Source organism: Lysobacter korlensis, assembly GCF_042434515.1.
This window is the reverse complement of record NZ_JBHLTG010000012.1, coordinates 14,088-38,899: the sequence shown is the minus strand read 5'-3', so window position 1 is coordinate 38,899 and position 24,812 is coordinate 14,088. Positions and strand designations below refer to the sequence as shown.

The following is a 24,812-nucleotide window of genomic DNA, read 5'->3' as shown; positions in this document are numbered from 1 at the left end:
CTGGTGACCCAGCGCGACCTCGGGCTGTCGCTTCCCGGCTTCCCCTGGGATTCCCTCGCCCCGCACGCTGCGACCGCACGGAGGCATCCATCGGGGCTGGTCGACCTGTCCGTCGGCTCGCCGGTCGATACGACCCCGGAGCTCGTCCGGGCGGCGATCCGCGACGCCTCGGACGCGCACGCCTACCCCCTGACGGCCGGCTCCACCGCCCTGCGGGATGCGATCGCCGCATGGTACGCCCGCCGCCGCGGTGTGACGGGTCTCGGCCGGGAGCACGTGCTGCCGTCGATCGGGTCGAAGGAACTCATCGCGTGGACCCCGCTGATGCTGGGGCTGGGGCCAGGTGACGTGGTGGTGCAGCCGAGCCTCGCCTATCCGACCTATGCGATCGCAGCTGCCCTGGCCCGGGCGGAGTCGGTCGCCGAGGACGATCCGGACGCGTGGCCGGACAACGCGCGCCTGATCTGGCTCAACAGCCCGGGCAACCCGGATGGGCGAGTGCTCGACGCAGGTCTCCTCGCCGCAGCCGTGTCGCGGGCCCGGGAACTCGGCGCGGTGATCGCGAACGACGAGTGCTACGCAGAGCTCAACTGGGCGGGGGATGAGCCGACCGCCTGCATCCTCGCCCCGGAGGTCACCGGCGGTGACCTCACCGGGGTGCTCTCCGTCTATTCGCTGAGCAAGCAGTCGAACCTCGCGGGCTACCGAGCCGGATTCGCAGCCGGCGACCCGGCGATCGTCGCGGCGCTCCTCGCGGTGCGGAAGCACGCCGGGCTGCTGCCGCCAGCGCCGGTGCAGGCCGCCATGGCGGTGGCGCTCGGCGACGACGAGCATGTGGCGGCGCAGCGGGTGGTGTACCGGTCAAGGCGGGAGCGCCTCGCCGCTGCGCTCACCCGGGCGGGGTTCCGGATCGATGAGAGCACCGCCGGGCTGTACCTGTGGGCGACCCGTGGCCAGGAGGCCTGGGCAACGGTCGCGGCACTCGCCGAGCTGGGCATTCTGGTGGCGCCCGGGACGTTCTACGGCGACGCCGGCGCCGGCCACGTGCGTGTGGCGCTCACCGCATCCGACGCGGCCATCGATGAGGCCGTCGAGCGCCTGGCGCACCTCGGTCTCTGAGCGACCGCGGCGATCCGAGGCGAATCGGACCGTCCTGCGCTTTGCCCATAGGCTGTCAGTGGCGTGTGCCCGTGCCGTCAGACCCTTCGCTTCGACAAGCTCAGATCCTTCGACAGGCTCAGGGACCGCGAACCGGGCACGCCGCTCGAACCACGACGGCAGCACGAATCAGGAGACTCCGTGAGCGACGACCCGCAGAAGGCCACCCTCGCGTACCCCGGCGGAACTGCCGAATTCCCGATCCTCCCCGGCGTCGACGGCGCCGCGAGCATCGATGTCTCGACGCTCACGAAACAGACCGGTCTCACCGCGCTCGACTACGGGTTCGTCAACACGGCGGCCACGCGCAGCGCGGTCACCTACATCGATGGTGACGCCGGCATCCTGCGCTACCGCGGGTATTCGATCGAGGATGTCGCGGCGCACTCCACCTACCTCGAGGTCGCCTGGCTGCTGATCTACGGCGAGCTGCCGACCCCGGCCCAGCTGAGCGCGTTCGAGGAGCGGATCCGCCGGCACACCCTTCTGCACGAGGACCTGCGACGGTTCTTTGACGCCCTCCCGCACACGGCGCACCCCATGTCGGTGCTCTCGAGCGCCGTCTCGGCGCTGTCCACGTTCTACGAAGGCTCGCTCAGCGTCCGGGATCCCGAGCAGATCGAGATCTCCACCATCCGCCTCCTCGCGAAGCTTCCCGTCATCGCGGCGTATGCGCACAAGAAGAGCCTCGGCCAGGCGTTCCTCTACCCGGACAACTCGCTGAACTTCGTCGACAACTTCCTGAAGCTCAACTTCGGCACCATGGCAGAGGAGTACCAGGTCAACCCGGTCCTCTCGAAGGCGCTCGACCGGCTGCTGATCCTGCACGAGGACCACGAGCAGAACGCCTCCACGTCCACAGTGCGCCTGGTCGGCTCCACCGAGGCCAACATGTTCGCGTCGATCTCCGCCGGCATCAACGCCCTCTACGGGCCGCTGCACGGCGGCGCGAACGAGGCGGTGCTCAAGATGCTCGCCGACATCCGCGACTCGGGCGAGAGTGTGGAGCAGTTCATCGAGCGGGTGAAGAACAAGGAGCAGGGCGTCAAGCTCATGGGCTTCGGTCACCGGGTGTACAAGAACTTCGACCCGCGGGCGAAGCTCGTGAAGGAGAGCGCCGACGAGGTGCTCGACGCCCTCGGTGTGAACGACCCGCTGCTCGACATCGCGAAGCAGCTCGAGGAGGTCGCGCTCGCCGACGACTATTTCGTTGAGCGGCGCCTGTATCCGAACGTGGACTTCTACACCGGCGTGATCTACAAGGCGATGGGCTTCCCGACCCGGATGTTCACCGTGCTGTTCGCCATCGGCCGGCTGCCCGGCTGGATCGCGCACTGGCGCGAGATGAACACCGACAAGTCCACGAAGATCGGCCGTCCGCAGCAGCTCTACGTCGGCGCCCCGGCCCGGGAGTGGCCGAACCGCGAGGCGTGAGAAATGCCCGGTCCCTTCGGCGAGCTCGGGGACCGGAGCAGCGCCTACGCGTGGAGGGCGGCGTTGAGCTGGATGCCCGTGCCGGTGCGCGGGAGCACCTCGACGGCGCCCGTGAGCGAGTTGCGGCGGAACAGCAGCCCCGGGACGCCGCTCAGCTCAGATGCCTTGAGCACCACCGGCTCCTTGTCCGGCTCCAGCACCATCACCTTCGTGCCTGCGGTGACGTAGAGGCCGGCTTCGACCACGCTGTCGTCGCCGATCGAGATGCCGATGCCGGAGTTCGCGCCGAGCAGCGCGCGGGCGCCGATCTGCACGCGATGGGTTCCGCCGCCGGAGAGCGTGCCCATGATGGATGCGCCGCCGCCGATGTCGGTGCCCGCGCCGACCACGACACCCTGCGAGATCCGGCCCTCCACCATCGAGCTGCCGAGCGTGCCGGCGTTGAAGTTCACGAACCCTTCGTGCATGACCGTCGTGCCGGGGGAGAGGTGGGCGCCGAGCCGCACACGGGACGCGTCCGCGATCCGCACCCGGTCGGGCGTGACGTAGTCGACGAGCCGGGGGAACTTGTCGATGCCCAGCACCGAGATGCCGTGCCGCTGCAGCTTCGGGCGCAACCGGGTGAAGTCCTCCGGGTGCATCGGCCCCGCGGTCGTCCAGGCGACGATCGGCAGGTGCCCGAAGATCCCGTCGAGGTTGAGCCCGTTCGGCTGCACCAGCAGGTGGCTCAGCAGATGCAGGCGCAGATAGGCATCCGGTGTGGACGCCGGCGGGGCGTCCAGGTCGATGGAGACGGTGACGAAGTCGACACGCACGTTCCGGCGCGGGTCCGGCTGGGCCAGCTCCTCGAGCTCGGCCGGGGCGATGTACGGATCGACGCCCTCCGGGACCGGACCCAGCTTCGGGGCGGCGAAGTACGTGTCGAGGACCGTCCCGTCATCCGCGACGGTCGCCAAGCCATAGCCCCACGCGAAGCGGGTCGTGTCCTCGTTCATCGGCTCCAGCGTACCGGCCGGGAGACCGGCGGAACCGTGCCGCCTAGACTGGGCGGGTGCCGGTTGCCGACCCGACCCTGCCCGTTCTCGACACCACCGCCTCCGTCGTGGAGCTCACCCGACAGCTGTGCGACCTGGAGTCCGTCTCTGGCAACGAGGCCGCGATCGCGGATGCCATCCAGGCCGCGCTCGCAACGGCATCCCACCTCGAGGTGATCCGCGACGGCGACGCGGTCGTCGCCCGCACGAACCTGGGCCGTGAGCACCGGGTGGTCCTCGCGGGGCACATCGACACCGTGCCGGTGAACGAGAACCTCCCCACCCGATTCGAGACCGAGGACGGCGTCGAATACCTGTGGGGACGCGGCACCGTCGACATGAAGGCGGGTGTCGCCGTCGCGCTGAAGCTCGCCGTTGAGCTCGCCGACCCGCGGATCGACGTGACGTGGATCTGGTACGACCACGAGGAGGTCTCCGCGGACCTCAACGGCCTCGGCCGGCTCGCCCGCAACCACCCAGAGCTGCTCACCGGCGACTTCGCGATCCTGATGGAACCGACCGGCGCTGACATCGAGGGCGGATGCAACGGCAACCTGCGGGCCGAGATCCGCACGTTCGGGCTGCGGGCACACTCAGCGCGGGCATGGGTCGGCGAGAACGCGATCCACGCCGCAGCGCCCATCCTCGCCACCCTCGCCGCATACCGGCCGCAGGAGGTCGAGGTCGACGGACTGGTCTACCGCGAGGGTCTGAACGCGGTCGGGATCGCCGGCGGCATCGCCGGCAACGTCATCCCCGACGAGTGCATGGTGCACGTCAACTACCGCTTCGCCCCCAGCCGCAGCACCGATGAGGCGGTGGCACACATCTCCGAGCTGTTCGACGGATACGACATCCGCATCGTCGACCTCGCAGACGGTGCCCGGCCGGGCCTCGACGCCCGGTTCGCGCAGGAGTTCGTCGCGAGCGTCGGCGGGACGGCGAAGCCGAAGTACGGCTGGACCGACGTCGCGCGGTTCTCCGCACTCGGCATCCCGGCGGTCAATTACGGCCCGGGCGATCCGCTGAAGGCGCACGCCGACGACGAACGGGTGCCGGTCTCGCAGATCGAGTCCTGCGAGCGCGGGCTGCGCGCGTGGCTGAGCGCCCGCTGACCCACCGGCGGCTGAGCCGAGTGCGCGCCCGCGCCGGGACGCTCTACGTGCTCACCCCGTGGTGGGGCAAAGTGCTGGCCGTCTTCGCCGTCTCCCGGATCGTCAGCACCGCCGTGCTGCTGTCGTTCGCTGCCCGGCAGCCGGCGAACGCCTGGACCGGACCGTCGCCGGGCTACTTCGACTTCGCGAAGCTCTGGGACGGGCACTGGTACTTCATCATCGCCGTCTCCGGCTACCCCAGCGAGCTGCCGCTCACGGATGACGGGCACGTGGCGGAGAACGCGTGGGCGTTCATGCCGGCCTACCCGTCGCTGGTGCGGGCGTTGATGACCCTGACCGGCGCGCCGTTCGCAGGTGTGGCCGTGGTCGTCTCGGTGCTGTTCGCGGCTGCGGCGGCGCTGCTCCTCTACCGGCTGATGAACCTGGTGCTGCCGTCCAGCACGGCCCTGTTCTCCGTGGTGCTGTTCTGCTTCTCGCCCCTGTCGCCGCTGTACCAGGTGGCGTATGCGGAGTCCATGCACACCTTCCTGCTCACCGCGGCGCTCGCCCTGCTGCTGCAGCGCCGGTACTGGATGCTGCTGCCGGTCCTCGCCCTCGCATCGCTGACCCGGCCGTCCGGTCTCGCGTTCGCGCTGACGATGGTGCTGCACGTGGCCTACCGGTGGTGGACGCGACGGGAGGACCCGTTCCCGGCTCGGGAGCGAGTGGCCGCATCCGTCGCAGCCGTGTTCAGCGGGCTGACGGGGCTCGCATGGCTGCTCATCGCCTGGGCGATCACCGGGTCCCTCACCGCATACACCGACACCGAGCTCGCCTGGCGCGCGCCCTACATCGGATACACGCACCTGATCCCGTTCACGCCGTGGGTGCAGGGCGCCAACTGGTGGCTGGGGGAGCCGACCGGAGCGATCCTGCTCGCGATCGCGGTCGCAGCATTCGCCGCTCTGATGTTCACGCCATGGGTGCGCCGGCTCGGGGTCGACCTGCGGCTCTGGGTGGCGAGCTACGTGCTCTACCTGCTCGCCGTGTTCTTCCCCCAGTCCAGCACCCCGCGGCTGCTGCTGCCGACCTTCCCGCTGTTCGGCGCGATCGCGCAGCCGACGGCTCCCGTGTACCGGGTGGCGGTCGTGCTGCTGTTCATCCTCGGTCAGATCGGGTGGGTGCACATCGCCTGGTGGGCAGACGGCGTCGACTGGACCCCGCCGTGAGCGTTCGTGCAGCCGGCCCGCGAGGGTGGATCGGACACCGCCGTTTCGGGTTTGGGCCGGTCGTACGAGATAATGGACTCAGTACCGTGGAAAGGGGACTGATCGATGGCAGCCATGAAGCCGAGGACCGGTGACGGACCGATGGAGGCTGTGAAGGAAGGTCGCCTCATCATCGTCCGCGTGCCGCTCGAGGGCGGCGGACGTCTGGTCGTGTCGGTGAATGATGCCGAGGCCAAGGAGCTGCACGACGCCCTCGCCGGCGTCGTGAGCGCGAACTGACCCCAGAGTCGTTCTGTCGGGCCCGAGCAGTCGGGCCGGAATGCGTCCGCGCCTAGTTCAGCCGGGTCAGCTGGAGCAGGCCGTCGCCGGCGGGTGAGATGGCGCTCACCACCGCCGGCGAGCCGGCGATCTCCCGCAGCAGTGCCCGGATGCTCTGTGCCGTGTCATCCCGCGACGTCGGGTCGGCGACCCGACCGCGCCACAGCGCACGGGCCACCAGCACCGTCCCGCCCACCCGGGCGAGCCGCAGACCGTGCTCCACATACTCGATCACCGCGTGCGGGTCCCCGTCGATGAAGACGATGTCGTAGCTCTCGTCGTTCATGCGGGGGAGCACCTCGAGCGCGTTGCCGGTGATGAGCCGCACCCGGCTCGGCGAGATGCCGGCCTCGGCGAACGACCTGCGCGCCGAATGCTGGTAGTCCACCTCCGTGTCGATGGAGGTGAGGGTCGCCCGCGGGGCGCCCTTCAGCAGCCACAAGCCGCTCACGCCGAGCCCGGTGCCGATCTCCACGATCTGCCGTGCGTTCGAGGCCGCGGCGAGCACGGCGAGCTGCGACCCGATCGCGGGCGAGACGGCTTCGACGCCGTGCTCGAGGGAGTGCAGCCGTGCTGCGACGAGTGGCTCGGTCTCCATCGGGAAGTCCTCCGCGAACTTCCAGCCGAGCTCTAGGTCTGACAAGTGTTCTCCCGGACGGTGTTCGCTGCGAGGTGACCCTGGCGGGTTATCCTGAGCGGGTGTTTGGGCTGACCTTCGAAAAACTGCTGGTGATCGGGATCATCGCCGTTTTTCTCCTCGGCCCTGAGCGCTTGCCATATTACGCGGCGCAGTTCGGGAGATTCGTGCGCTCGGCGCGCGACATGGCGAACGGCGCCCGGGATCGCCTCCGCGAGGAGATGGGACCCGAGTTCGACGAGGTCGATTGGAAGAAGCTCGACCCTCGACAGTACGACCCGCGGCGGATCATCCGTGAGGCGCTGCTGGAGGACGAGGAGCCACCCGCGCCCGCGGTCGTGGTGAAACCGCCCCGGCAGTCGGCGTACGCGCAGCGGAAGCAGAAGGTCGTGGCCGCCGAGCCGGCCCCGTTCGACTCCGAAGCGACCTAGGGCTCAGCGCCCCCACTTACGTGACGGCGAGCCCGAGGGGCTTGCCGGCGAGACCGCGGGTGCGGCCGGCGAGCTGCTCCGCCACTGCGGTGAGCGCCACGGCCGCCGGATCCGCCGGGTCGGAGAGCACGATCGGCACCCCGATGTCCCCGCCGACCCGCAGCGGCACGCTGATCGGCACGGACGCCAGCAGGGGCACCCCGAGGCGTCCCGCCACCTCAGCGCCGCCGCCGGAGCCGAAGAGGTCGAGCACCGACCCGTCCGGCTGGGCGAGGCCGGCCATGTTCTCGATCACGCCGGACACCGTCTGACCCGTCTGCCGGGCGGCGAGCCCGGATCGCTCCGCGACATCCGCCGCGGCGATCTGCGGCGTGGTGACCACCAGCACCTCCGCGTGCGGCAGCAGCTGGCCCACCGAGATCGCCACGTCCCCGGTGCCTGGTGGCAGGTCCAGCAGCAGCACGTCGAGGTCGCCGAACCATACGTCGGTGAGGAACTGCTGCACCGTCCGGTGCAGCATCGGCCCCCGCCACGACACCGCCTGGGGTCTCCGTTTGCCCGCCTGCCCTGAGCCCGTCGCCTGTCCTGAGCCCCGTCCAGGGGAAGGGTCGTCGGAGGGCTCCAGGAACATGCCGATCGAGATCGCCTTCACCCCGTGGGCGACCGGCGGCAGGATCATGTCGTTCACCCGGGTCGGCACCGCGTCCTCGACGCCGAGCAGACCCGGAATGGAGAAGCCGAACACATCGACGTCGACGAGCCCGACCGCAAGGCCGCGCGCCGCGAGGGCGACCGCGAGGTTCGCGGTGACGGTGGACTTGCCGACACCGCCCTTGCCGCTGGTGACGGCGAACACCTTGGTGAGGCTGTCGGGCCCGAACTGGATGCCGCGGGGCCGTCCGGCGCGCAGCCGCTCGGTGAGGGCGTTCCGCTGCTGTGCGGTCATCACCGAGACCCGCACCTCCACGTCGTCCACTCCGGCGACCGAGGCCGCGGCATTCCGCACGTCCCGCTCGATCGCGTGCGCGGCGGGGCATCCCACGATCGTCAGCCGCACGTCCACTGTGGCGCGCCTGGCGTCGACCCGGACACCGCTGATCATGTCGAGCTCGGTCACCGGTCGACGGATCTCGGGGTCGAGCACGCCGTGAAGGGCGCGCAGCACTCCGTCGGCCAGCACCGCATCCGCCTCATCGGCGCCGGAGACGTCGGCGGGGAAGCGTTCGGGCTGAGGGTCAGCCACCCGCAGGCTCTTCCTTCTTCTCGCGGTCGAGCTCTTCGAGCAGGTTGCGCAGCTCCGCACGGATGAACTCACGGGTCGCGATGTCGCGCATCGCAAGCCGCAGCGCCACCACCTCCCGCGCCAGATACTCGGTGTCGGCGAGGTTCCGCTCGGCCCGCTGCCGGTCCTGCTCGATCTGCACCCGGTCGCGGTCGTCCTGCCGGTTCTGGGCGAGCAGGATCATCGGTGCGGCGTACGACGCCTGCAGCGACAGGATGAGGGTCAGCAGCGTGTAGTTCAGCGCCCGCGGGTCGAATTGCGCCTCCGGCGGCGCCCACGTGTTGTACGACAGCCAGACCATGACGAACACGGTCATCCCCAGGAGGAACCACGGTGTGCCCATCGCGCGGGCGAAGGATTCGGAGAACTGCCCCAGGCGGTCGCCCTGGCGGGCGCGGGGAGCGGGCGGCGGCGTTCGGCGGGGTGCCGACTCGACTGCGATTCGTTCAGCGCGGGCCACGTGGGATCCTCCTTCCTGGCCGGTTCGGTCGTACGGGGATGGTGCCGGTGGAGGCGCTCTCGAGGATGCGCCGGTCCTCCTCGGCGTCGTGACTTCGCCAGTCGGCGGGCAGCAGGTAGTCGAGCACATCATCGATCGTCACCACGCCCACCAGCCGGTGGTTCTCGTCGACCACCGGCACCGAGACGAGGTTGTAGCTGGCGAGGATTCGTGCCACCTCGGCGGCGCTGGAGTCGGCGCGCACGGGCTCGAGGCCCTCGTCGAGCAGCGTCCCGAGGCGTTCCATCGGCGGATAGCGGAGCATCCGCTGGAAATGGACCATGCCGAGGAACCGGCCGGTCGGCGGCTCGTACGGCGGCAGGGTGACGCACACGGCGGCGCCCAGGGCCGGGGCGAGCTCGTGCCGGCGGATGAGGGCGAGACCCTCGGCGACGGTCGCGTCGGGGGAGACGATGATCGGCTCCGGCGTCATCAGCCCACCGGCCGACTCGGGTTCGTAGCTCAGCAGCAGGCGCACGTCCTGCGCCTCCTCCGGCTCCATCAGGTCGAGCAACGCCTCGCCGCGCTCGTCACTGAGCTGCGCGATCAGGTCGGCGGCGTCGTCCGGTTCCATCTGGTCGAGCACGTCCGCGGCGCGGGTGTCCTCCAGGTGGCTGAGGATCTCCACCTGCTCCTTCTCCGGCATCTCCTCGAGCGCGTCGGCGAGCCGGTCATCCGGAAGCTCCTCGGCGACCTCGTAGCGACGCTCCTCCGGAAGGTCGAGAAGGGTGGAGGCGAGGTCTGCGGGCAGCAGGTCGCTGTAGGTGGCGATGAGCTGTTCGGCGCTCTGCGGTTCGCCCTTCGTGGTCTTCTCGCGGACGTCCTCCCAGCGGGCGGTGATCGTCGCCCCCTTCGCGAACGGCGAGGGGGAGGTGCGGGGGCGGCGGAGGAACAGCTGGCTGATCGCCCACTCGCCAGGCGACTCCTGCTCGAGGGCGACATCCTCGATCGTCGCCTCACCGGAGCGGTCGCGGAGCACGACCTTGCGGCCGAGGAACTCGGCGAGCACGCGGACCTCGCCGCCGCGCTGCTCGAAGCGGCGGAGGTTGATCTCGCCGTTCATGATGATCTGCGCTGAGCCGATGCTGGTGACTCGGCCGATGCTGAGGAACACGCGCCGCTTGCCGGGCACCTCGACGATGAGGCCGACCACACGCGGGGGCCGGGTTCTGCGGTACACGACGAGCACGTCGCGGACCCGTCCGACCCGGTCGCCGACCGGATCGAACACGGGGCATCCCGCCAGACTGGCGGCGAAAACGCGTGCGGCACTCACGGTAGAAGGGTAGTGGGTTCATGAGAAGGGTCGGTGTGAGCCGTGCCACAATGACGGCATGAGCAACGCCAACCCCTTCGGTCGTCGGACGGTCGCGCAGCCCAAACTGCCGCGAGGTGAGGTCGTCGGCACGTATGACACCTATAAGGAGGCGCAGAGCGTCGTCGACCGGCTTGCGAAGGCGGAGTTCGAGGTCAGCAAGGTCTCGATCGTCGGCAACGACCTGAAGACGGTGGAGCGGGTGACCGGCCGGCTGACCTACGGGCGGGCGGCGCTCGCCGGGGCCGCCAGCGGTGCGTGGTTCGGCGTGTTCTTCGGCCTGCTCATCCTGCTCGTCTACCCGGTGACGAATCTCGCCTTCTTCGGCGCGGCCGCGCTCATCGGCGCCGGCTTCGGGATGCTGTTCAGCCTGATCGCGTACGCCATCAACCGGCGCACCCACGACTTCACGTCGATGACGCAGGTGCTGGCGTCGAACTACCAGGTGATCGTCGATCCGAACCTCGCCGACAATGCCCGCGACGTGCTGGCCCGCCCGGAGAACGTGGAGTCGTAGCGCGCTGAATCCGGCCCGGTTCGGCGCATCCGGGCCGCCGCGGCGGGCCACTTCCGCCGATTCGGGCCGGTTCCGGCGAGTGCCTGTCGTGGCTCAGCGAGCGAGCCAGGCCTCCACGTCGTCGGCCGTGCGCGGGATGCCGATGGAGAGGTTCTCAGCGCCGGACTCGGTCACCACGATGTTGTCCTCGATCCGCACGCCGATGCCGCGGTACTCCTCGGGCACCGTCAGGTCGTCGGGCTGGAAGTAGAGCCCCGGCTCGATCGTGAACACCATGCCCGGCTCCAGGATGCCGTCGAGGTAGAGGTCCCGCCGCGCCTGCGCGCAGTCGTGCACGTCGAGGCCGAGGTGGTGCGAGGTGCCGTGCACCATGTAGCGGCGGTGGTACTGCTGGCCCGGGTCGAGCGACTCCTCGGCCGACACCGGCAAGAAACCCCACTCGGCGGTCTTCTCCGCGATCACCCGCATCGCCTCGGCGTGGATCTGCCGGAACCGGATGCCCGGACGCACGATCGCGAACGCCGCATCCGCCGCCTCCAGCACCGCCTCGTACACCTTGCGCTGCACGGGGGAGAACATGCCGGACACGGGGAGGGTGCGCGTGATGTCCGCCGTGTAGTAGCTGTCGAGCTCGATGCCGGCGTCGATGAGGATCAGGTCGCCGGCGGCCACGAGGCCGTCGTTGCGGGTCCAGTGCAGGATGCACGCGTGCGGGCCGGAGGCGGCGATGGTGTCGTAGCCGACGGTGTTGCCCTCGGCGCGGGCACGGCGGTTGAAGGTGCCTTCGACGAGGCGCTCGCCGCGCGGGTGGGCGGTGATCTCGTCGCGGTCGGCGATCACGTCGTCGAAGCCGAGCTTCGTGGCCGCGACGGCGGCGCGCATCTCACGCAGCTCCCACTCGTCCTTCACCAGCCGCAGCTCGCTCAGGTCGCGGGCGAGGGAGGCGTCGCCCTCGTTCTCGAGCGCCTCGACGTCGGCGGCGAGCAGCCGGCGCCCGTCGATCGAGTCGGTGAGCTCACGGTCCGCCTCGCGAACGACGAGGGTCGTTGCGTCGATTCGCTCGATCACGTCGGCGAAGCGGTCGAGCCGGCGGGTGGGGATGCCGAGCTCCGCAGCGACGGCGGCGAGGGAGGGGCGGGGACCGGTCCAGAACTCGCCGATGTCCGAGTTGGCGTAGAACTCGTCGGAGTCGCGGCCCGCCGCCTCGCGGAAGTACAGGGTCGATTCGTGCCCGTTGGGTGTCGGCTCCATCACCAGCACGCTGCCCGGCACCGACGCGGAACCCCAGCCGGTGAGGTGCGCGAAGGCGGAGTGCGCGCGGTAGGCGTAGTCCGTGTCGTTCGAACGCTGCTTGGCCGGCCCGGCGGGGATGATCAGCCGGGCGCCCGGGTGCAGCTCGGAGATACGGGCGCGGCGGGCGGCGGTGTACGCCGCCACCTCGCGCTCTGCGGGGGTGTGCTCGACGCGCTCCGCCCATCCAGACGAGATGTAGTCCTTGAAGGTGTCGGACACCGGGGTCGTCGAACGGTTCTCAGTCGCGCGCGGGGGCTTCTGCTCGGCCATGCATCCATTGTCCCTCTCGGTCATCGAGCTTGTCGAAATGACCATGCGGGTGAAGTTCGCCTCGCTCGGTCATTCCGCTTCGACACGCTCAGTACAAGCGACCGGCTCAACGAGCGATCACGGTCCCTGGCCCTGTCGAACTGACCCACCGAGGTGCCTACCCGGCAGGCCGGAGCTGGGCGAGCACCGGGCGGTGGTCGCTGCCCTGATCGTCGCGCGACTCGATCACCCGCATCCCGGTGAACTGCCAGTTCGGGGTGGCCATCACGTGGTCGATCGGTGCGCCGAGCAGCGGCGGGAGGAACGTGGGCCAGGTGCCCACCGCGGCGGCGTCGGTGGCGAGCGCCGCATCCCGGCAGTCGCCCAGCTCACCGGCCACCGCGTACGCGTCCATGTGGTCGACGGTGGCGTTGAAGTCGCCGGCGACGATCACGTTCTCGCGCGCGCAGATCCCGGCGAGCCACTCCAGGTCCAGGCGCCACTGCCGCATGTACTCGCGGATGGGGGCGACCGGATGCGCGGCGACGATCATCGGTCCCTCCCCGTCGACGGGCACGGCCACCAGCGACGGCAGCTGGCCGGTGTTGCCGAGGGAGTCGTCGACGCGGTACTCGCCGAGCTCGGCGCTGATGAGGAGGGACGTGCTGCGTGCCTTTGAGACCTCGTCGAAGGCGACGGTGAGCGGCCACATCGGCTTGCCTGCCTCACCGAGCAGCCGCGCGGCTTCCTGCGCGGTCGGCAGGGTCGTCTCGGGAAGCGCCACGACATCCGCCCGGGCGTCCAGAGCGAGGTCCACGATGCCCTCAACGCCGGGCGCGTCGCCGAGCGTGTTCCAGCTCAGGACGGTCAGCTCGGTCTCCGCCTTGGTCTCGAAGCCCTCGCCGCCGAACCCCCGGCTGGACAGCACCGCGGCGTTGCCGGCGGCGAAGAGCAGCAGCAGCAGGGCGAGCGATGCCACCAGGCGACGGGTGAGCGGCGCCAGCAGGGCGAGCAGGGTCAGCGATACGGCCCCGAGGATCGCGATCGCGGCGGCAGCTCCGCGCAGCGACACGATCTGGGCGATCCCGAAGGTGCGCTCCGCGTTGAACAGCTGCGGCCAGAGCGCCAGCATCCCGAGAATCGCTGCCACGACGAGCACGGCGGCGGCGAGGACTCGAGCGATCATCGGCGCGAGCCTACCCCGCTTAGCATCGAGGTATGCCCGGACACATCGACCTGCACACACACAGCAGCGTGTCCGATGGAACCCAGACCCCCACCCAGCTGATCCGGGCAGCGGCCGCGGTGGGGATCGGCACGGTGGCGCTCACCGACCACGACTCCACGGCGGGGTGGCAGGAGGCCGCCGCAGCGGTGCGGGGCACCGGCATGACGCTGGTTCCGGGCATCGAGCTCAGCGCCCAGCTCGACTACGCGTCCGTGCATGTGCTCGGCTACCTGTTCGACCCCGGCGACGCGGATCTCATCTCGGAGACCGCCCGCATCCGCGCCGAGCGGCTGAGCCGGGCGGAGGCGATGGTGCAGCGGATCGCGGCGGACTACGCGCTCGCCTGGGAGGACGTGCTGGCGCAGACCGTTCCAGGGGCGACGGTCGGACGCCCGCACATCGCGGATGCGCTGGTGGCGAAGGGCCACGTGCCGACCCGGAGCGCAGCGTTCGAGAGCATCCTGCACTGGAAGGGCGGGTACTACCGCCCGCACTACGCCCCCGAGCCGGTGGACGCGGTGCGGCTCATCGCTGCGGCCGGCGGGGTGCCGGTGATCGCCCACGCCGGTGCCCGTGGACCCGCTGGGCTGCTGAACGACCGGCGGATGCGGGTGCTCGTCGACGCCGGGCTGTTCGGTCTCGAGGTGTACCACCGCGACAACCCGCCTGCGGCACGGAAGCGCCTGCTCGAGATGGCGATGCGGTTCGGGCTGGCGGTCACCGGATCCAGCGACTACCACGGCGTCGGCAAGGTGAACGCCCTCGCCGAGAACACCACGGAACCCGAGGTGCTGGAGGCGCTCCTCGCTCGCGGGACAGGCTCCGACCCCGTCCACGGCTGATTCCTCCGCGACTCGGCGAAGGGGTGGCGTCAGCCGGCGGCGGGAGCGGAACCCGAGTCGCCGCTCGGGCGACGACGGCGGCGGCGGCGCGGAGCCGCGGTGCCGTCGCCGGCGACCGTCTCGGCCGCACGCTCTGGCGCGGCGGTGGTCGTGCCGGAGCCGCCGGTGGAGCGGGTGCGTGAGCGTGAGCGGGAACGACCGCCGGATCCGCCCGACGAGCCTTCCGAGCGTCCCTCCGGCCGTCCGCTCTCGGTCCTCGGCGGAGCGGCCTGCGCCGTCGAGGCGCGGAGGCGGCCCTTGGTGCCGGCCGGGATGTCGAGGTCGGTGAAGAGGTGGGGTGACGATGAGTACGTCTCCACCGGCTCCGGCTGTCCGAAGTCGAGCGCACGGTTGATGAGCGCCCAGCGGTGCAGGTCGTCCCAGTCGACGAAGGTGACCGCGATGCCGGTCTTGCCGGCGCGGCCGGTGCGGCCGACGCGGTGCAGGTACGCCTTCTCGTCCTCGGGAACGGTGTGGTTGATGACGTGGGTCACGTCGAGCACGTCGATGCCGCGCGCCGCGACATCCGTCGCGATGAGCACGTCCTTCTTGCCCGCCTTGAACGCCGCCATGGCGCGCTCGCGCTGCTCCTGATTGAGGTCGCCGTGCACGGCGGCGGCGTTGAACCCGCGGTCGTTCAGCTCCTCGACCAGCTTCGCGGCGGCGCGCTTGGTGCGCGTGAAGATCACGGTCTTGCCGCGGCCGTCCGCCTGCAGGATGCGGGCGATGACCTCGTCCTTGTCGAGCGAGTGCGCGCGATAGACGAGGTGCTTGATGTTGGACTGCCAGAGTCCCTCGTCCGGGTCGGTTGCACGGATGTGGATGGGGCGGGTCATGAAGCGGCGCGCCAGCGCGACCACCGGGCCGGGCATCGTCGCGGAGAACAGCATCGTGTGCCGCTCCGGCGGGGTCTGCGCGAACAGCTTCTCGACGTCGGGCAGGAAGCCGAGGTCGAGCATCTTGTCGGCCTCGTCGAGCACCATCGTCTCGACGTCCTTGAGGCTCAGCAGGCGCTGACCGGCGAGGTCGAGCAGGCGTCCGGGCGTGCCGACCACGATCTGCGCGCCGTCCTTGAGGTCGGCGACCTGGCCCTCGTAGGCCTTGCCGCCGTAGATGGCGACGAGCTTCGTCGGACGGTTCTTCGCCGCCATGGTGAGGTCCTCGTACACCTGCACGGCGAGCTCGCGGGTGGGAACGACGACGAGCGCCTTCACGCCCGGCTCCGGGTTCTCGCCGAGGCGCTGGATCAGCGGGAGGCCGAAACCGAACGTCTTGCCAGTTCCCGTCTTCGCCTGGCCGATGATGTCCTGACCGCTCAGCGCGAGGGGGATGGTCTGGGTCTGAATGGGGAATGGCTCGAGGATGCCCTTGTCGGCAAGGGCGTCGACCATGTCCTGGTCGATCGAAAGATCGCGAAAAGTCAAAAGTTGCCTGTTCTGAAGAGAAGTCTTAGGGTTCCAGTTTACCCTGCCGGGTTCGCCGCCCCGGCCGGGCGGAAAGAGGCCCTCAGTCGGCCATTCCGCTGTGGCCATACACTTGGCGACGTGGTGAACTGGTTCCGGCGCGCGCGCGAGCGCATCGAGGTTCCAAGACTCACCCCCCGCTCGGAGCAGCGGCCGACCGCACGAGTGGACCTGGCCGAGCTCACCCCGTCGCTCTCGGCCTACCTCGGGCACGCGGCGTATCTGCAGCTGAGCTTCTTCGAGACGCTGAGCCGCGCCACCGCGATCGCGCCGACGCTTGAGGCGAAAGAGGTGCTCGCGAGGGTCGCGGGGCGCGCCCTCGAAAAGCACCGCAAGCTCGTCATCGAACTGGAGCGCCGCGAGCTGGACCCCGTGCAGGCGATGGAGCCCTTCGCGGCCGGTGTGCACGAGTTCCAGCGGGTCACCCGCGGCAACGACTGGTACGAGACGCTCGTCAGCTGCTACGTGACCGCCGGCTTCCTCGACGACTTCTTCGTTCGGCTCGGTGCCGGGCTGAGCGGCGAGGCGGGCGCGCGGGCTGTCGCGATCCTTCGCCAGGATCTCGAGGCCAAGGAGCTCGTCGACCTGGTGCTCGATGCCGTCGGCGCCAATCCGCGGCTGTCCTCCCGGCTTGCGATGTGGGGCCGGCGACTCGTCGGCGACACCATGTTGATCGCCCGCTCAGCCCTGGTGCTCGGATCGGACCACGACACCGAAGAGGCGCGGATCGAGCCGGTGTTCACGGAGCTCATCGCCTCGCACACCCGCCGGATGGACAACCTCGGCCTCACCGCGTAAGACCCCATCGAGGGACATTAGGCGTTGAGGAGGCGGTGCAGGAGGCGCTGGTCGTGCTCGACGCGGCGGCGGGGGAGCAGGAGCGCCAGTGCGACCGACACGACGAGGGCGGCCGCCAGGCTGATCAGCCAGATCCAGCCGCCGTCGAATGTCAGGCCCGCCCACAGCAGGGCGACCCACACGGCAGCGGTGGTCGCCGCCGCGACGGCGGGCAGCAGCAGCGCGCCGTGGTGCTCGCGACCCGGCATCGTGTAGCGCACGATGAATCCGATCCCGGCGCCGATCACGGTGACGAAGAGCAGCTCCATCGCTACGCGACGAAGCCGATGCGGCGGGACTCCTCCGAGCCGATCTCCACGTAGGCCAGCGACGCGACCGGGACGATGTACGCCTTGCCCTTGTCGTCCGAGAGGCGGAGGAAGGTGCTCTTGGAGTCGAGCGCGTCCGCGACGGACTTCTCGATCTCCGCCTGTGCCTGCGACGACTCGAAGCTGATCTCACGGGGGCTGTTGGCGATGCCGATGCGAATGTCCACGAGCCAAGATTACGGCACGCTCAATGCCCGTCCGGGGCCCTGTTCTCTTGCGGCAGAACGGATGGTCGCGCCGGCGCTGTCGGAACCCTCGCCTATCGTGATGGGGTGCAGCGGGGGTTGATCGAGGCGGGGTCCGCCGAGCCGGCGGCTCGGCAGCTCGACGCGTCGCAGCAGGCGGTGCTCGACCTGCCGCTCGATGCCAGCGCATCCGTCCTCGGTGCTCCCGGCACCGGCAAGACCACCACCCTGATCGAGCTGATCGCCCACCGGGTGCTGCACCGCGGACTGTCGCCGGATCAGGTGCTGGTGCTGGCGCCCACCCGGCTGGCGGCGACGCGTCTCCGCGACCGCCTGGCGCTGCGCCTGCGGGTGCCGACCACCGGTCCGCTGGCCCGGACGCCGGCGTCGTTCGCGTTCGCGCTCGCCCGCCGCGCCGCCGTGGAGGCGGGCGCCGAGCCGCCGACGCTCCTGACCGGCGGCAGTCAGGACGCGATCCTGCGGGAGCTGCTCGAGGGACACCTGGTGGACGGCACCGGCCCTGTGTGGCCGGAGCAGCTGGGGGAAGAGGTGCGCTCGCTGCGCACGTTCCGCACCGAGCTGCGGGAGCTGATGATGCGGTCCACCGAGTTCCGCATCGGCCCGGAGCAGCTCCGCGCCGCCGCCGCGGACCACAAGCGACCGGAGTGGGTCGCGGCCGCCGACTTCTTCGACGAGTACCTCGCAGTCGTCGCGAACTCCACCTCGCCGCAGCTCGACCCTGCCGAGCTGATGGCGTTCGCCACCGCCGCGGTCGCGACCGGCGGCCCGGGTGACGAGGTGTCGAGCCTGCGTCTGCTGGTGATCGACGACCTGCAGGAGGCGACCGAGTCGATCCTGCAGCTCATCACCGCGATCGCCGCCCGCGGGGTGCCGGTGATCGCATTCGGTGACCCCGACGTCGCGTCGAACTCGTTCCGCGGGGGCACCGCCGAAGCGATCGGCGCTCTCGCGGGCCGGCTGGAGGATCCCGCCCTGCGGCGGCTGACGCTCGCCACCGTCCACCGCCACGGCGAGCTGCTGCGCGGGCTCGTGTCGAACGTGACCGACCGGATCGGCACGGCGGCCGCCGGGCCGCAGCGCCGTGCGGCCGCACGCCCCGCGCCGGTCGCAGCCGGCGACGCGGATGCGGGCGGCGTCGTTCCGCACGGACGGCGCCCCGAGCCGGTCCTGGTGGTGGAGGCGGCAACTCCCGCACGGCAATACGCGACGCTCGCCCGCGAGTTCCGCGAGCAGCACCTCCTGGGTGGGGTGCCGTGGGGCGAGATGGCCGTCGTCGTGCGCAGCGGCGCACTGGTTCCTGCGATCGCCAAAGCGTTCGCGCTCGCCGAGATCCCGACCCGGACATCCCTCAGCGGCCGGCCCGTGCGGGAGGACCCCGCCGCCCGGGCGCTGCTGTCGCTGCTCGAGGTCGCGCTCGGCCGGGCGGACCTCACACCGGAGCGGGCGGCGGACCTGCTGCTGTCGCCGTTCGGGCGGCTCGACCGGCTGAGTCTCCGGAAGCTCCGGCTCGCGCTCCGGCAGGAGGAGCTCGCCGGCGCCGGCACCCGCTCCAGCGACGCCCTGCTCGTCGAGGCGCTCGACGCGCCCGGGCGCGTCGCCACCATCGACTCGAGATTCGGGCGCGCGGCGGCATCGATGGCCGCCCTCCTCGACCGCGTGCGCGCCGCGGACCGCGACGGCGCCACCATCGAGGAGCTGCTCTGGCTCGTCTGGGAGCGCAGCCGCCTCGCCGAGCCATGGTTCAAGGAGGCCACCGCAGCAGGCGTCACGGCCGCCGAGGCGAACCGAAACCTCGACGGCGTGCTCGCCCTCTTCACCTCGGCCCGCGACTTCGTCGAGCGCAGGCCGGGTGACGACCCGCGCCTGTTCCTCGAGGCCCTGCTCGACGCCGAGGTGCCCGACGACACGCTCACCCCGCGCTCGCACGACGACTCGGTGCTGGTCACCACGCCGTCCGGCGTCGTCGGCAGCGAGTTCGAGGTGGTCGCCGTCGCCGGCCTGCAGGAGGGCGTCTGGCCGAACCTCCGGCTGCGCGGGTCCCTGCTCGGCCCCGGGGCGCTCGTGCGGATCGCGACCGGGCTGTCCGACGCGCCGATCGACGAACGCCGGCAGGTGCTCGACGACGAGCTGCGGATGTTCGCGCTTGCCGTCTCGCGCGCCCGCAACCGCGTGGTGCTCTCCGCCGTCGTCAACGACGACGAGTCCCGGAGCATGTTCCTCTCCCTGGCTCCGGAGGGCGCAGGGATGCTCGACAGCGCCAACGTGCTGCCGCTCTCCCTGCGCGGGCTCACCGGGCGCCTCCGCCGCGAGCTGACCGCCCGGCACGTTCCCGAACCCGCCCGCGCCGCTGCCGCATCCGGCCTCGCCCGCCTCGCCGCGGAGGCGCTGCCGGGCGCCGATCCGGTCGACTGGCACGGCATGCTCCCGCCGTCGAGCGACGATCCGCTCTTCGATCTCGACGACGCCGACGTGCGCGTGCCGGTCTCGCCGTCGAAGCTCGAGCGGTTCGAGGAGTCGCCGCTCAACTGGTTCATCGACCTCGTCGCCGGCGACAGCCCATCGGTGGCGATGAGCATCGGCAACGTCGTGCACTGGGCGATGGAGTCCGCGACCGGCACCGACCCGGAGCAGCTGTGGAGCGCCGTCGAGGGACGGTGGGACGAGCTCGTGTTCGAGGCGGAGTGGCTCGGCGCGCAGCAGCGGCGGATCGCCCGCAGGATGATCGACGCCGTCGCGCAGTACCTCAAGGACTTCGAGGCGGAAGGCGGCCGGCTGGTGTCGGCGGAGGGCTCGTTCAAGCTGGAGGTCGACCGCGCGGTGGTGCGCGGCAAGATCGACCGGGTCGAGCAGGCCAGTGACGGCCGGGTGATCATCGTCGACCTGAAGACCGGCACCTACAACCTCACCGCGGCGCAGCTGAAGGATTACGCGCAGCTGTCCGCCTACCAGCTCGCCTACGCGGACGGCGGCCTCGACGGGCTGGGTGAAGACCACAGGCCCGGCGGCGCCAAGCTCCTCTACGTCAAGAAGGGCGTGAAGGCGAAACCGTACCGCGAAGCCCCGCAGCCCGCTTTCGGGGCGGAGGAGCACGACGCCTTCCGGGAGCGCATCCGCCGCGCCGCGACCGCCATGGCCGCATCCGGGTTCGAGGGTCTGCTCGAGGTGGATGAGTACAAGCCGGGCGAGGCGCGCTTCCGGTGGCATGTGGTGAAGGCGGTGTCGAGTGACTGACGCGACCATGGTGCTCCCCGCAGAGGCCGAGCCGCGGGTGCCGCTCTCCGCCGACGACATCGCCGACGCGCTCGGCCGCCCGCGCCCGACCCCGCAGCAGCGTGCCGTCATCGAGGCGCCGCTCGCACCGGCCCTGGTGGTCGCCGGGGCCGGCAGCGGCAAGACCGAGACCATGGCCAACCGCGTGCTGTGGCTGCTCGCCAACGGGCACGTCCGCGCCGGGGAGGTGCTTGGACTCACTTTCACGCGCAAGGCGGCGAGCGAGCTGGGCGAGCGCATCCGCGACCGCATCGACGCGCTGGCCGCGCGCGGTCTCGTCCCCGGCCACGACCCGTTCGAGCTGCCGACCGTCGCCACCTACAATTCCTTCGCGAACCGGATCTACCGCGACAACGCCGTGCTGCTCGGACGGGAGAGCGACGGCGCCGTGCTGAGCGACGCGTCCGCCTGGCAGCTGGCCCGCTCTCTCGTCACGGCCAGCACCGACGAACGCCTGCCGGAGTCGGACAAGAGCGTCGACGCGCTCACCAAGGCGGTGCTGGCGCTCGACGCGGCCCTCAGCGAGAACGTCGCCGACGGCGATCAGGTGGCGGACTTCGCGCGGGAGTTCGCCGCGCTCGACGGGCTGCCGCCCGGCGGCAAGGGGGCGTACGAGGAGGTGAGCCGGATCGCCGGCGAGGTCGGCGCGCTGCCGCAGCTGTGCCGGCTCGCCGCCGAGCTCGCCGAGGCCAAGCAGCGCCGCGGCGTCGTCGCCTATTCGGACCAGGTGGCCCTCGCGCTGCAGATCGCGGAGCGCTTCCCGCGGGTGGGCGAGGAGCTTCGCACCGAGTTCACGGTCGTGCTGCTCGACGAGTACCAGGACACCAGTGTGGTGCAGACCCGGCTGCTGGCCACCCTGTTCCGCGACCGGCCGGTCATGGCGGTCGGCGACCCGCACCAGTCGATCTACGGCTGGCGCGGTGCGAGCGCCGCCAACCTCGACGAGTTCGCCGAGCACTTCTCCGCCGACGGGGTGGAGCGGTTCTCGCTGTCGACCAGCTGGCGGAACGGGCATCGCATCCTCGACATCGCCAACGAGCTGGTGAAGCCGCTCACCGCCCGCTCCAGGGTGCGGGTCGACCGGCTGAAGGCGGGGCCGACCGCCACGGATCTCCCGGTGCGTGTCGTCGTCGAGGAGACCATCACTGAAGAGGCGGATGCGATCGCCCGCTGGTTCCGTGCGGGGCTCGATGAGCGGCCCGGCGCCACCGCCGCGCTGCTGCTCCGCGCCCGCAAGACGCTGCCGTTCTTGCTCACCGCGTTCCGCGAGCACGACGTCAGGTTCCATGTGCTCGGCGTCGGCGGGCTGCTGCAGGAGCCGGAGATCGCCGACCTGGTGAGCGCCCTGCGGGTCGTCCACGACCCGACCGCCGGGTCAGAGCTGGTGCGGCTGCTCGCCGGATCGAAGTGGCGGATCGGGGTGCGGGACCTGCACGCGCTGCACTCGCTCGCATCCTGGCTGGACGGCCGCGATTACGCCGGCCGCCGCATCGACGACGAGGTGCGCGACACGATGCGCGCCTCCTTCGCCGACAATGAGGGCGGCTCCATCGTGGACGCCCTCGACTTCCTCGCGAGCCGGAACGAGCACTCCGAGTTCGCCGCCTTCAGCGCCGAGGGTCTCGTGCGGCTGAAGGATGCCGGACGGACCCTTGCGCGGCTCCGTGCCCGCGCCGGCCTCGACCTCCTCGACTTCGTCAGCTTCGTGCAGCAGGAGCTGCTCCTCGACATCGAGGTCGGCGCCAATGAGTCGCTGCCGGTCGGCACCGCGAACTTCGAGGCGCTGTTCGACGCCGTCGGCTCCTACCTCGCCGTCGACGACGTCGCGACGCTCGGCGGTTTCCTCGCCTGGCTGCGTGAAGCCGAGCAGCGCGACGACCTGTCCCCGCGCCCCGAGGACCCGGAGCCGGGCAGCGTGCAGATCCTCACCATCCACGGCAGCAAGGGCCTGGAGTGGGACCTTGTGGCAGTGCCGCGGCTCGTCGCCGACGAGCTGCCGGCGAAGCCGCTCGACGGCACCTCGGGGTGGCTGTCGTTCGGCGGGCTGCCGTACGAGTTCCGCGGCGACCGCAGCGAGCTTCCGGTGCTGGGCTGGCGGTCGGTCACCACCCGCAAGGAGCTGATCGACGCAGTCGACGTCTTCAAGCGGGAGGTGAAGGACCGGCAGCAGCTCGAGGAGCGGCGGCTGGCGTACGTCGCCGTCACCCGCGCGCGTCACTCGCTGCTGCTCTCCGCATCCTTCTGGGCGACGCAGAAGTCGTGCCGGAAGCCGAGCGTCTTCCTCACCGATCTGGTGCACGCCGGACTGCTGCCGGAGCTGCCGCTGGAGACGGCGCTCGAGGAGAACCCGCTCGGTGAGCAGGTGACCCGCTTTCTGTGGCCCCGGGACCCGCTCGGCGGACGCCGTGAGGCGGTCGAGCGTGCCGCCGAGCTGGTGCGCACCGCACGTCCCGGCGCGGAAGGGCACTGGAAGCGGGACCTCGACGTGCTGCTGGCTGAGCGGGCGGAGCGGCTCCGCGGCGAGGCCGCCGTGCGGCTGCCGATCCGGGTGCCCGCGTCGCGGTTCAAGGACTACGTCACCGACCCGGCCGGCATCGCCCGGACCCTGCGGCGTCCGATGCCGGAGCGCCCGTACCGGGCCACCAGGCTGGGCACGCTGTTCCACGACTGGGTCGAGGAGCGGTTCGGTGTCCGCGGCGGCAGTGAGGAGCTGGATGCCGCACCCGCGGAGCGGGACGACAGCGGCGCCCCGCTGGAGGACGAGGCGCAGCTGGCCAGGCTGAAGCAGATCTTCGAGCGGTCGGAGTGGTCGTCGCGGCGCCCGGTCGAGGTGGAGCGGGAGCTGCACATCGAGTTCGAGGGCCATGTGCTGGTCTGCAAGATCGACGCCGTCTACGAGGACGGCGGCCGGTTCCAGATCGTCGACTGGAAGACCGGCAAGGCACCCCGCGACGCCGACGACCTGGCCGGCAAGCGGCTGCAGCTGGCGCTCTACCGGCTGGCCTTCGCCCGCTGGAAGGGTGTGGATCCGGAGCTCGTGGATGCGGTGTTCTACTTCGTCGCAGACGACGCGGTCGTCCGCCCCGACACCCTCGAGACGGAGGAGCAGCTCCGCGCCCGCTGGCGCGCCGCGATGAGCCCACGCGCCTGAATCCGGCCCGGTTCGGCGGATCCGGGCCGCCGCGGCGCCCCACTTCCGCCGAACCGGCCCGGTTTCGGGCGGCTCAGCTCTTGAGGTTGCCGGGGCGGGCGAGGATCGCGGAGGCGAGCGCCTCCACGGGTTCACGGGCCGCACGGGGGTTGTCGAGCAGCGCGAAGTCGATGGTGCCGAGCGGTGGCAGCCCCGCGACACTCCCGACCTCGGTGAGGTCGCCGGGGATGAGGCTCCGCGGGAACACCGCGATCCCGATCCCGGCGCGCGCGGCCGCCAGCGCCCCGTTCACCTCGCGGACGTTGCAGGTCACCCGCCAGGTGCGGCCGGCCTGCTCCAGTGCCGCGATGGCGACGGCGCGGCTGAGGCTCGGGCTCGGGTAGGCGATGAGCGGCACGGGCGCCGCCTCCTCGACCCGCAGGTCCTGATGCGCAACCCAGGCCAGCGAATCCCGCCGCACCAGCCTGCCCTGCGCCGTGCCGGACTCCTGCTTCAGGAACGCCAGGTCGAGCTGGCCGGCGTGCAGCCGCTTGGCGAGCGCCCCGCTCTGGGCGACCGAGAGCTCCAGGTTGATCTGCGGATACAGCTGCCGGAAGTCGCGGAGCACCTGCGGCAGCTGGGTGAGCGCGAGATCGTCCGCGGCTCCGAACCGCAGCCGCCCCCGCATCGCCGAGCCGGTGAAGTAGGTCACCGCCTGGTCCTCCGCGGCAAGGATCGACCGGGCGAAGCCGAGCATCGCCTCGCCGTTGTCCGTGAGCCGCACCAGCCGGGTGTCCCGCGCGACCAGCGCTCGCCCGGCCGCCTTCTCCAGCCTCCGCACGTGCTGGCTCACGGTGGGCTGGCTGAGCTGCAGACGCGCCGCCGCCTGCGTGAACGACAGTGTCTCCGCCAGGGCGACGAAAGTGCGCAGCAGCACAGGGTCGAACACCGCGCCTCCCGCCGCCGGATCCATTGCGT

Annotated in this window: 22 protein-coding genes; 11 read left to right on the top strand and 11 right to left on the bottom strand. The window is 71.0% G+C overall.

Translation table 11 applies throughout. The features are described 5' to 3' along the window. Positions 1-3 precede the first annotated feature (3 nt). Complete coding sequence (gene dapC, locus ACFFGH_RS30860; protein WP_386676108.1) at positions 4-1,119, top strand: succinyldiaminopimelate transaminase; 1,116 nt, start codon at positions 4-6, stop codon at positions 1,117-1,119. 180 nt (positions 1,120-1,299) lie between these two features. Then, on the top strand, positions 1,300-2,592 hold the full coding sequence (locus tag ACFFGH_RS30855) for a citrate synthase (protein ID WP_386676106.1): 1,293 nt from the start codon (positions 1,300-1,302) through the stop codon (positions 2,590-2,592). Positions 2,593-2,636: 44 nt separating this feature from the next. Here the strand turns inward: ACFFGH_RS30855 and dapD are convergent, their stop codons facing one another. Then, positions 2,637-3,587, bottom strand: coding sequence for a 2,3,4,5-tetrahydropyridine-2,6-dicarboxylate N-succinyltransferase (dapD, locus tag ACFFGH_RS30850; RefSeq protein WP_386676104.1), 951 nt, complete (start codon positions 3,585-3,587; stop codon positions 2,637-2,639). Between the two features lie 56 nt (positions 3,588-3,643). Between dapD and dapE the strand changes: the two genes are divergently transcribed. The 3 genes from dapE to ACFFGH_RS30835 all read left to right on the top strand — a co-directional run bounded on the left by dapE (position 3,644) and on the right by ACFFGH_RS30835 (position 6,228). Continuing rightward, positions 3,644-4,741: a succinyl-diaminopimelate desuccinylase gene (gene dapE, locus ACFFGH_RS30845; protein ID WP_386676103.1), complete on the top strand. Its 1,098-nt coding sequence runs from the start codon at positions 3,644-3,646 to the stop codon at positions 4,739-4,741. Beyond that, positions 4,723-5,949, top strand: coding sequence for a mannosyltransferase family protein (locus tag ACFFGH_RS30840; protein WP_386676101.1), 1,227 nt, complete (start codon positions 4,723-4,725; stop codon positions 5,947-5,949). The genes dapE and ACFFGH_RS30840 overlap by 19 nt, the downstream gene beginning before the upstream one ends. 105 nt (positions 5,950-6,054) lie before the next feature. After that, complete coding sequence (locus ACFFGH_RS30835; RefSeq protein WP_386676100.1) at positions 6,055-6,228, top strand: DUF3117 domain-containing protein; 174 nt, start codon at positions 6,055-6,057, stop codon at positions 6,226-6,228. Between the two features lie 52 nt (positions 6,229-6,280). On the opposite strand, the gene ACFFGH_RS30830 is transcribed toward ACFFGH_RS30835, so the two are convergent. Further along, positions 6,281-6,910 carry an O-methyltransferase gene (locus ACFFGH_RS30830; RefSeq protein ID WP_386676098.1) on the bottom strand — a complete coding sequence of 210 codons (630 nt, stop codon included), beginning with the start codon at positions 6,908-6,910 and terminating at the stop codon, positions 6,281-6,283. A gap of 56 nt (positions 6,911-6,966) precedes the next feature. Here ACFFGH_RS30830 and ACFFGH_RS30825 point away from each other — a divergent pair, with 56 nt between their 5' ends. Continuing rightward, on the top strand, positions 6,967-7,335 hold the full coding sequence (locus tag ACFFGH_RS30825) for a sec-independent translocase (protein ID WP_386676096.1): 369 nt from the start codon (positions 6,967-6,969) through the stop codon (positions 7,333-7,335). A 16-nt stretch (positions 7,336-7,351) separates the two neighbouring features. On the opposite strand, the gene ACFFGH_RS30820 is transcribed toward ACFFGH_RS30825, so the two are convergent. Genes ACFFGH_RS30820 through ACFFGH_RS30810 form a run of 3 tightly spaced genes read right to left on the bottom strand, consistent with a single transcriptional unit; the run spans position 7,352 to position 10,392 of the window. After that, positions 7,352-8,578, bottom strand: a complete 1,227-nt coding sequence (locus tag ACFFGH_RS30820; RefSeq protein WP_386676095.1) for an Mrp/NBP35 family ATP-binding protein — start codon at positions 8,576-8,578, stop codon at positions 7,352-7,354. Continuing rightward, positions 8,571-9,077: a DUF1003 domain-containing protein gene (locus ACFFGH_RS30815; protein WP_386676093.1), complete on the bottom strand. Its 507-nt coding sequence runs from the start codon at positions 9,075-9,077 to the stop codon at positions 8,571-8,573. The genes ACFFGH_RS30820 and ACFFGH_RS30815 overlap by 8 nt, the downstream gene beginning before the upstream one ends. Next, a complete protein-coding gene (locus tag ACFFGH_RS30810; RefSeq protein WP_386676091.1) occupies positions 9,064-10,392 on the bottom strand; it encodes a magnesium transporter MgtE N-terminal domain-containing protein in 1,329 nt (442 codons plus the stop codon). Before ACFFGH_RS30810 ends, ACFFGH_RS30815 begins: the two co-directional genes overlap by 14 nt. A 58-nt stretch (positions 10,393-10,450) precedes the next feature. On the opposite strand from ACFFGH_RS30810, the gene ACFFGH_RS30805 reads away from it, so the two are divergent. Then, a complete protein-coding gene (locus ACFFGH_RS30805; protein ID WP_386676089.1) occupies positions 10,451-10,948 on the top strand; it encodes a YflT domain-containing protein in 498 nt (165 codons plus the stop codon). A gap of 93 nt (positions 10,949-11,041) precedes the next feature. On the opposite strand, the gene ACFFGH_RS30800 is transcribed toward ACFFGH_RS30805, so the two are convergent. Together ACFFGH_RS30800 and ACFFGH_RS30795 are read right to left on the bottom strand one after the other, a co-directional pair. Beyond that, the gene (locus ACFFGH_RS30800) at positions 11,042-12,511 is read right to left on the bottom strand and encodes an aminopeptidase P family protein (RefSeq protein WP_386676087.1); all 1,470 of its coding nucleotides are present in this window, start codon (positions 12,509-12,511) and stop codon (positions 11,042-11,044) included. Positions 12,512-12,668: 157 nt separating this feature from the next. Further along, a complete protein-coding gene (locus tag ACFFGH_RS30795) occupies positions 12,669-13,676 on the bottom strand; it encodes an endonuclease/exonuclease/phosphatase family protein (protein ID WP_386676085.1) in 1,008 nt (335 codons plus the stop codon). Between the two features lie 32 nt (positions 13,677-13,708). Between ACFFGH_RS30795 and ACFFGH_RS30790 the strand changes: the two genes are divergently transcribed. Next, the gene (locus tag ACFFGH_RS30790) at positions 13,709-14,560 is read left to right on the top strand and encodes a PHP domain-containing protein (protein ID WP_386676083.1); all 852 of its coding nucleotides are present in this window, start codon (positions 13,709-13,711) and stop codon (positions 14,558-14,560) included. Positions 14,561-14,589: 29 nt separating this feature from the next. On the opposite strand, the gene ACFFGH_RS30785 is transcribed toward ACFFGH_RS30790, so the two are convergent. Beyond that, the gene (locus ACFFGH_RS30785; RefSeq protein WP_386676081.1) at positions 14,590-16,023 is read right to left on the bottom strand and encodes a DEAD/DEAH box helicase; all 1,434 of its coding nucleotides are present in this window, start codon (positions 16,021-16,023) and stop codon (positions 14,590-14,592) included. 120 nt (positions 16,024-16,143) lie between these two features. On the opposite strand from ACFFGH_RS30785, the gene ACFFGH_RS30780 reads away from it, so the two are divergent. Then, positions 16,144-16,860, top strand: coding sequence for a ferritin-like fold-containing protein (locus ACFFGH_RS30780; RefSeq protein WP_386676079.1), 717 nt, complete (start codon positions 16,144-16,146; stop codon positions 16,858-16,860). A gap of 17 nt (positions 16,861-16,877) precedes the next feature. Here the strand turns inward: ACFFGH_RS30780 and ACFFGH_RS30775 are convergent, their stop codons facing one another. Together ACFFGH_RS30775 and ACFFGH_RS30770 are read right to left on the bottom strand one after the other, a co-directional pair. After that, positions 16,878-17,168 (bottom strand): hypothetical protein, encoded by a 291-nt coding sequence (locus tag ACFFGH_RS30775; protein WP_386676077.1) that lies wholly within the window; start codon positions 17,166-17,168, stop codon positions 16,878-16,880. A gap of 2 nt (positions 17,169-17,170) precedes the next feature. Continuing rightward, on the bottom strand, positions 17,171-17,395 hold the full coding sequence (locus ACFFGH_RS30770; RefSeq protein ID WP_386676075.1) for a DUF3107 domain-containing protein: 225 nt from the start codon (positions 17,393-17,395) through the stop codon (positions 17,171-17,173). A 105-nt stretch (positions 17,396-17,500) separates the two neighbouring features. On the opposite strand from ACFFGH_RS30770, the gene ACFFGH_RS30765 reads away from it, so the two are divergent. Both ACFFGH_RS30765 and ACFFGH_RS30760 read left to right on the top strand, forming a co-directional pair. Next, positions 17,501-20,665 (top strand): ATP-dependent helicase, encoded by a 3,165-nt coding sequence (locus tag ACFFGH_RS30765; RefSeq protein ID WP_386676073.1) that lies wholly within the window; start codon positions 17,501-17,503, stop codon positions 20,663-20,665. After that, positions 20,658-23,855, top strand: a complete 3,198-nt coding sequence (locus ACFFGH_RS30760; protein WP_386676071.1) for an ATP-dependent helicase — start codon at positions 20,658-20,660, stop codon at positions 23,853-23,855. Before ACFFGH_RS30765 ends, ACFFGH_RS30760 begins: the two co-directional genes overlap by 8 nt. A gap of 73 nt (positions 23,856-23,928) precedes the next feature. Here ACFFGH_RS30760 and ACFFGH_RS30755 read toward each other — a convergent pair whose 3' ends face one another. Beyond that, positions 23,929-24,783, bottom strand: coding sequence for a LysR substrate-binding domain-containing protein (locus tag ACFFGH_RS30755; protein ID WP_386676069.1), 855 nt, complete (start codon positions 24,781-24,783; stop codon positions 23,929-23,931). Positions 24,784-24,812 lie beyond the last annotated feature (29 nt).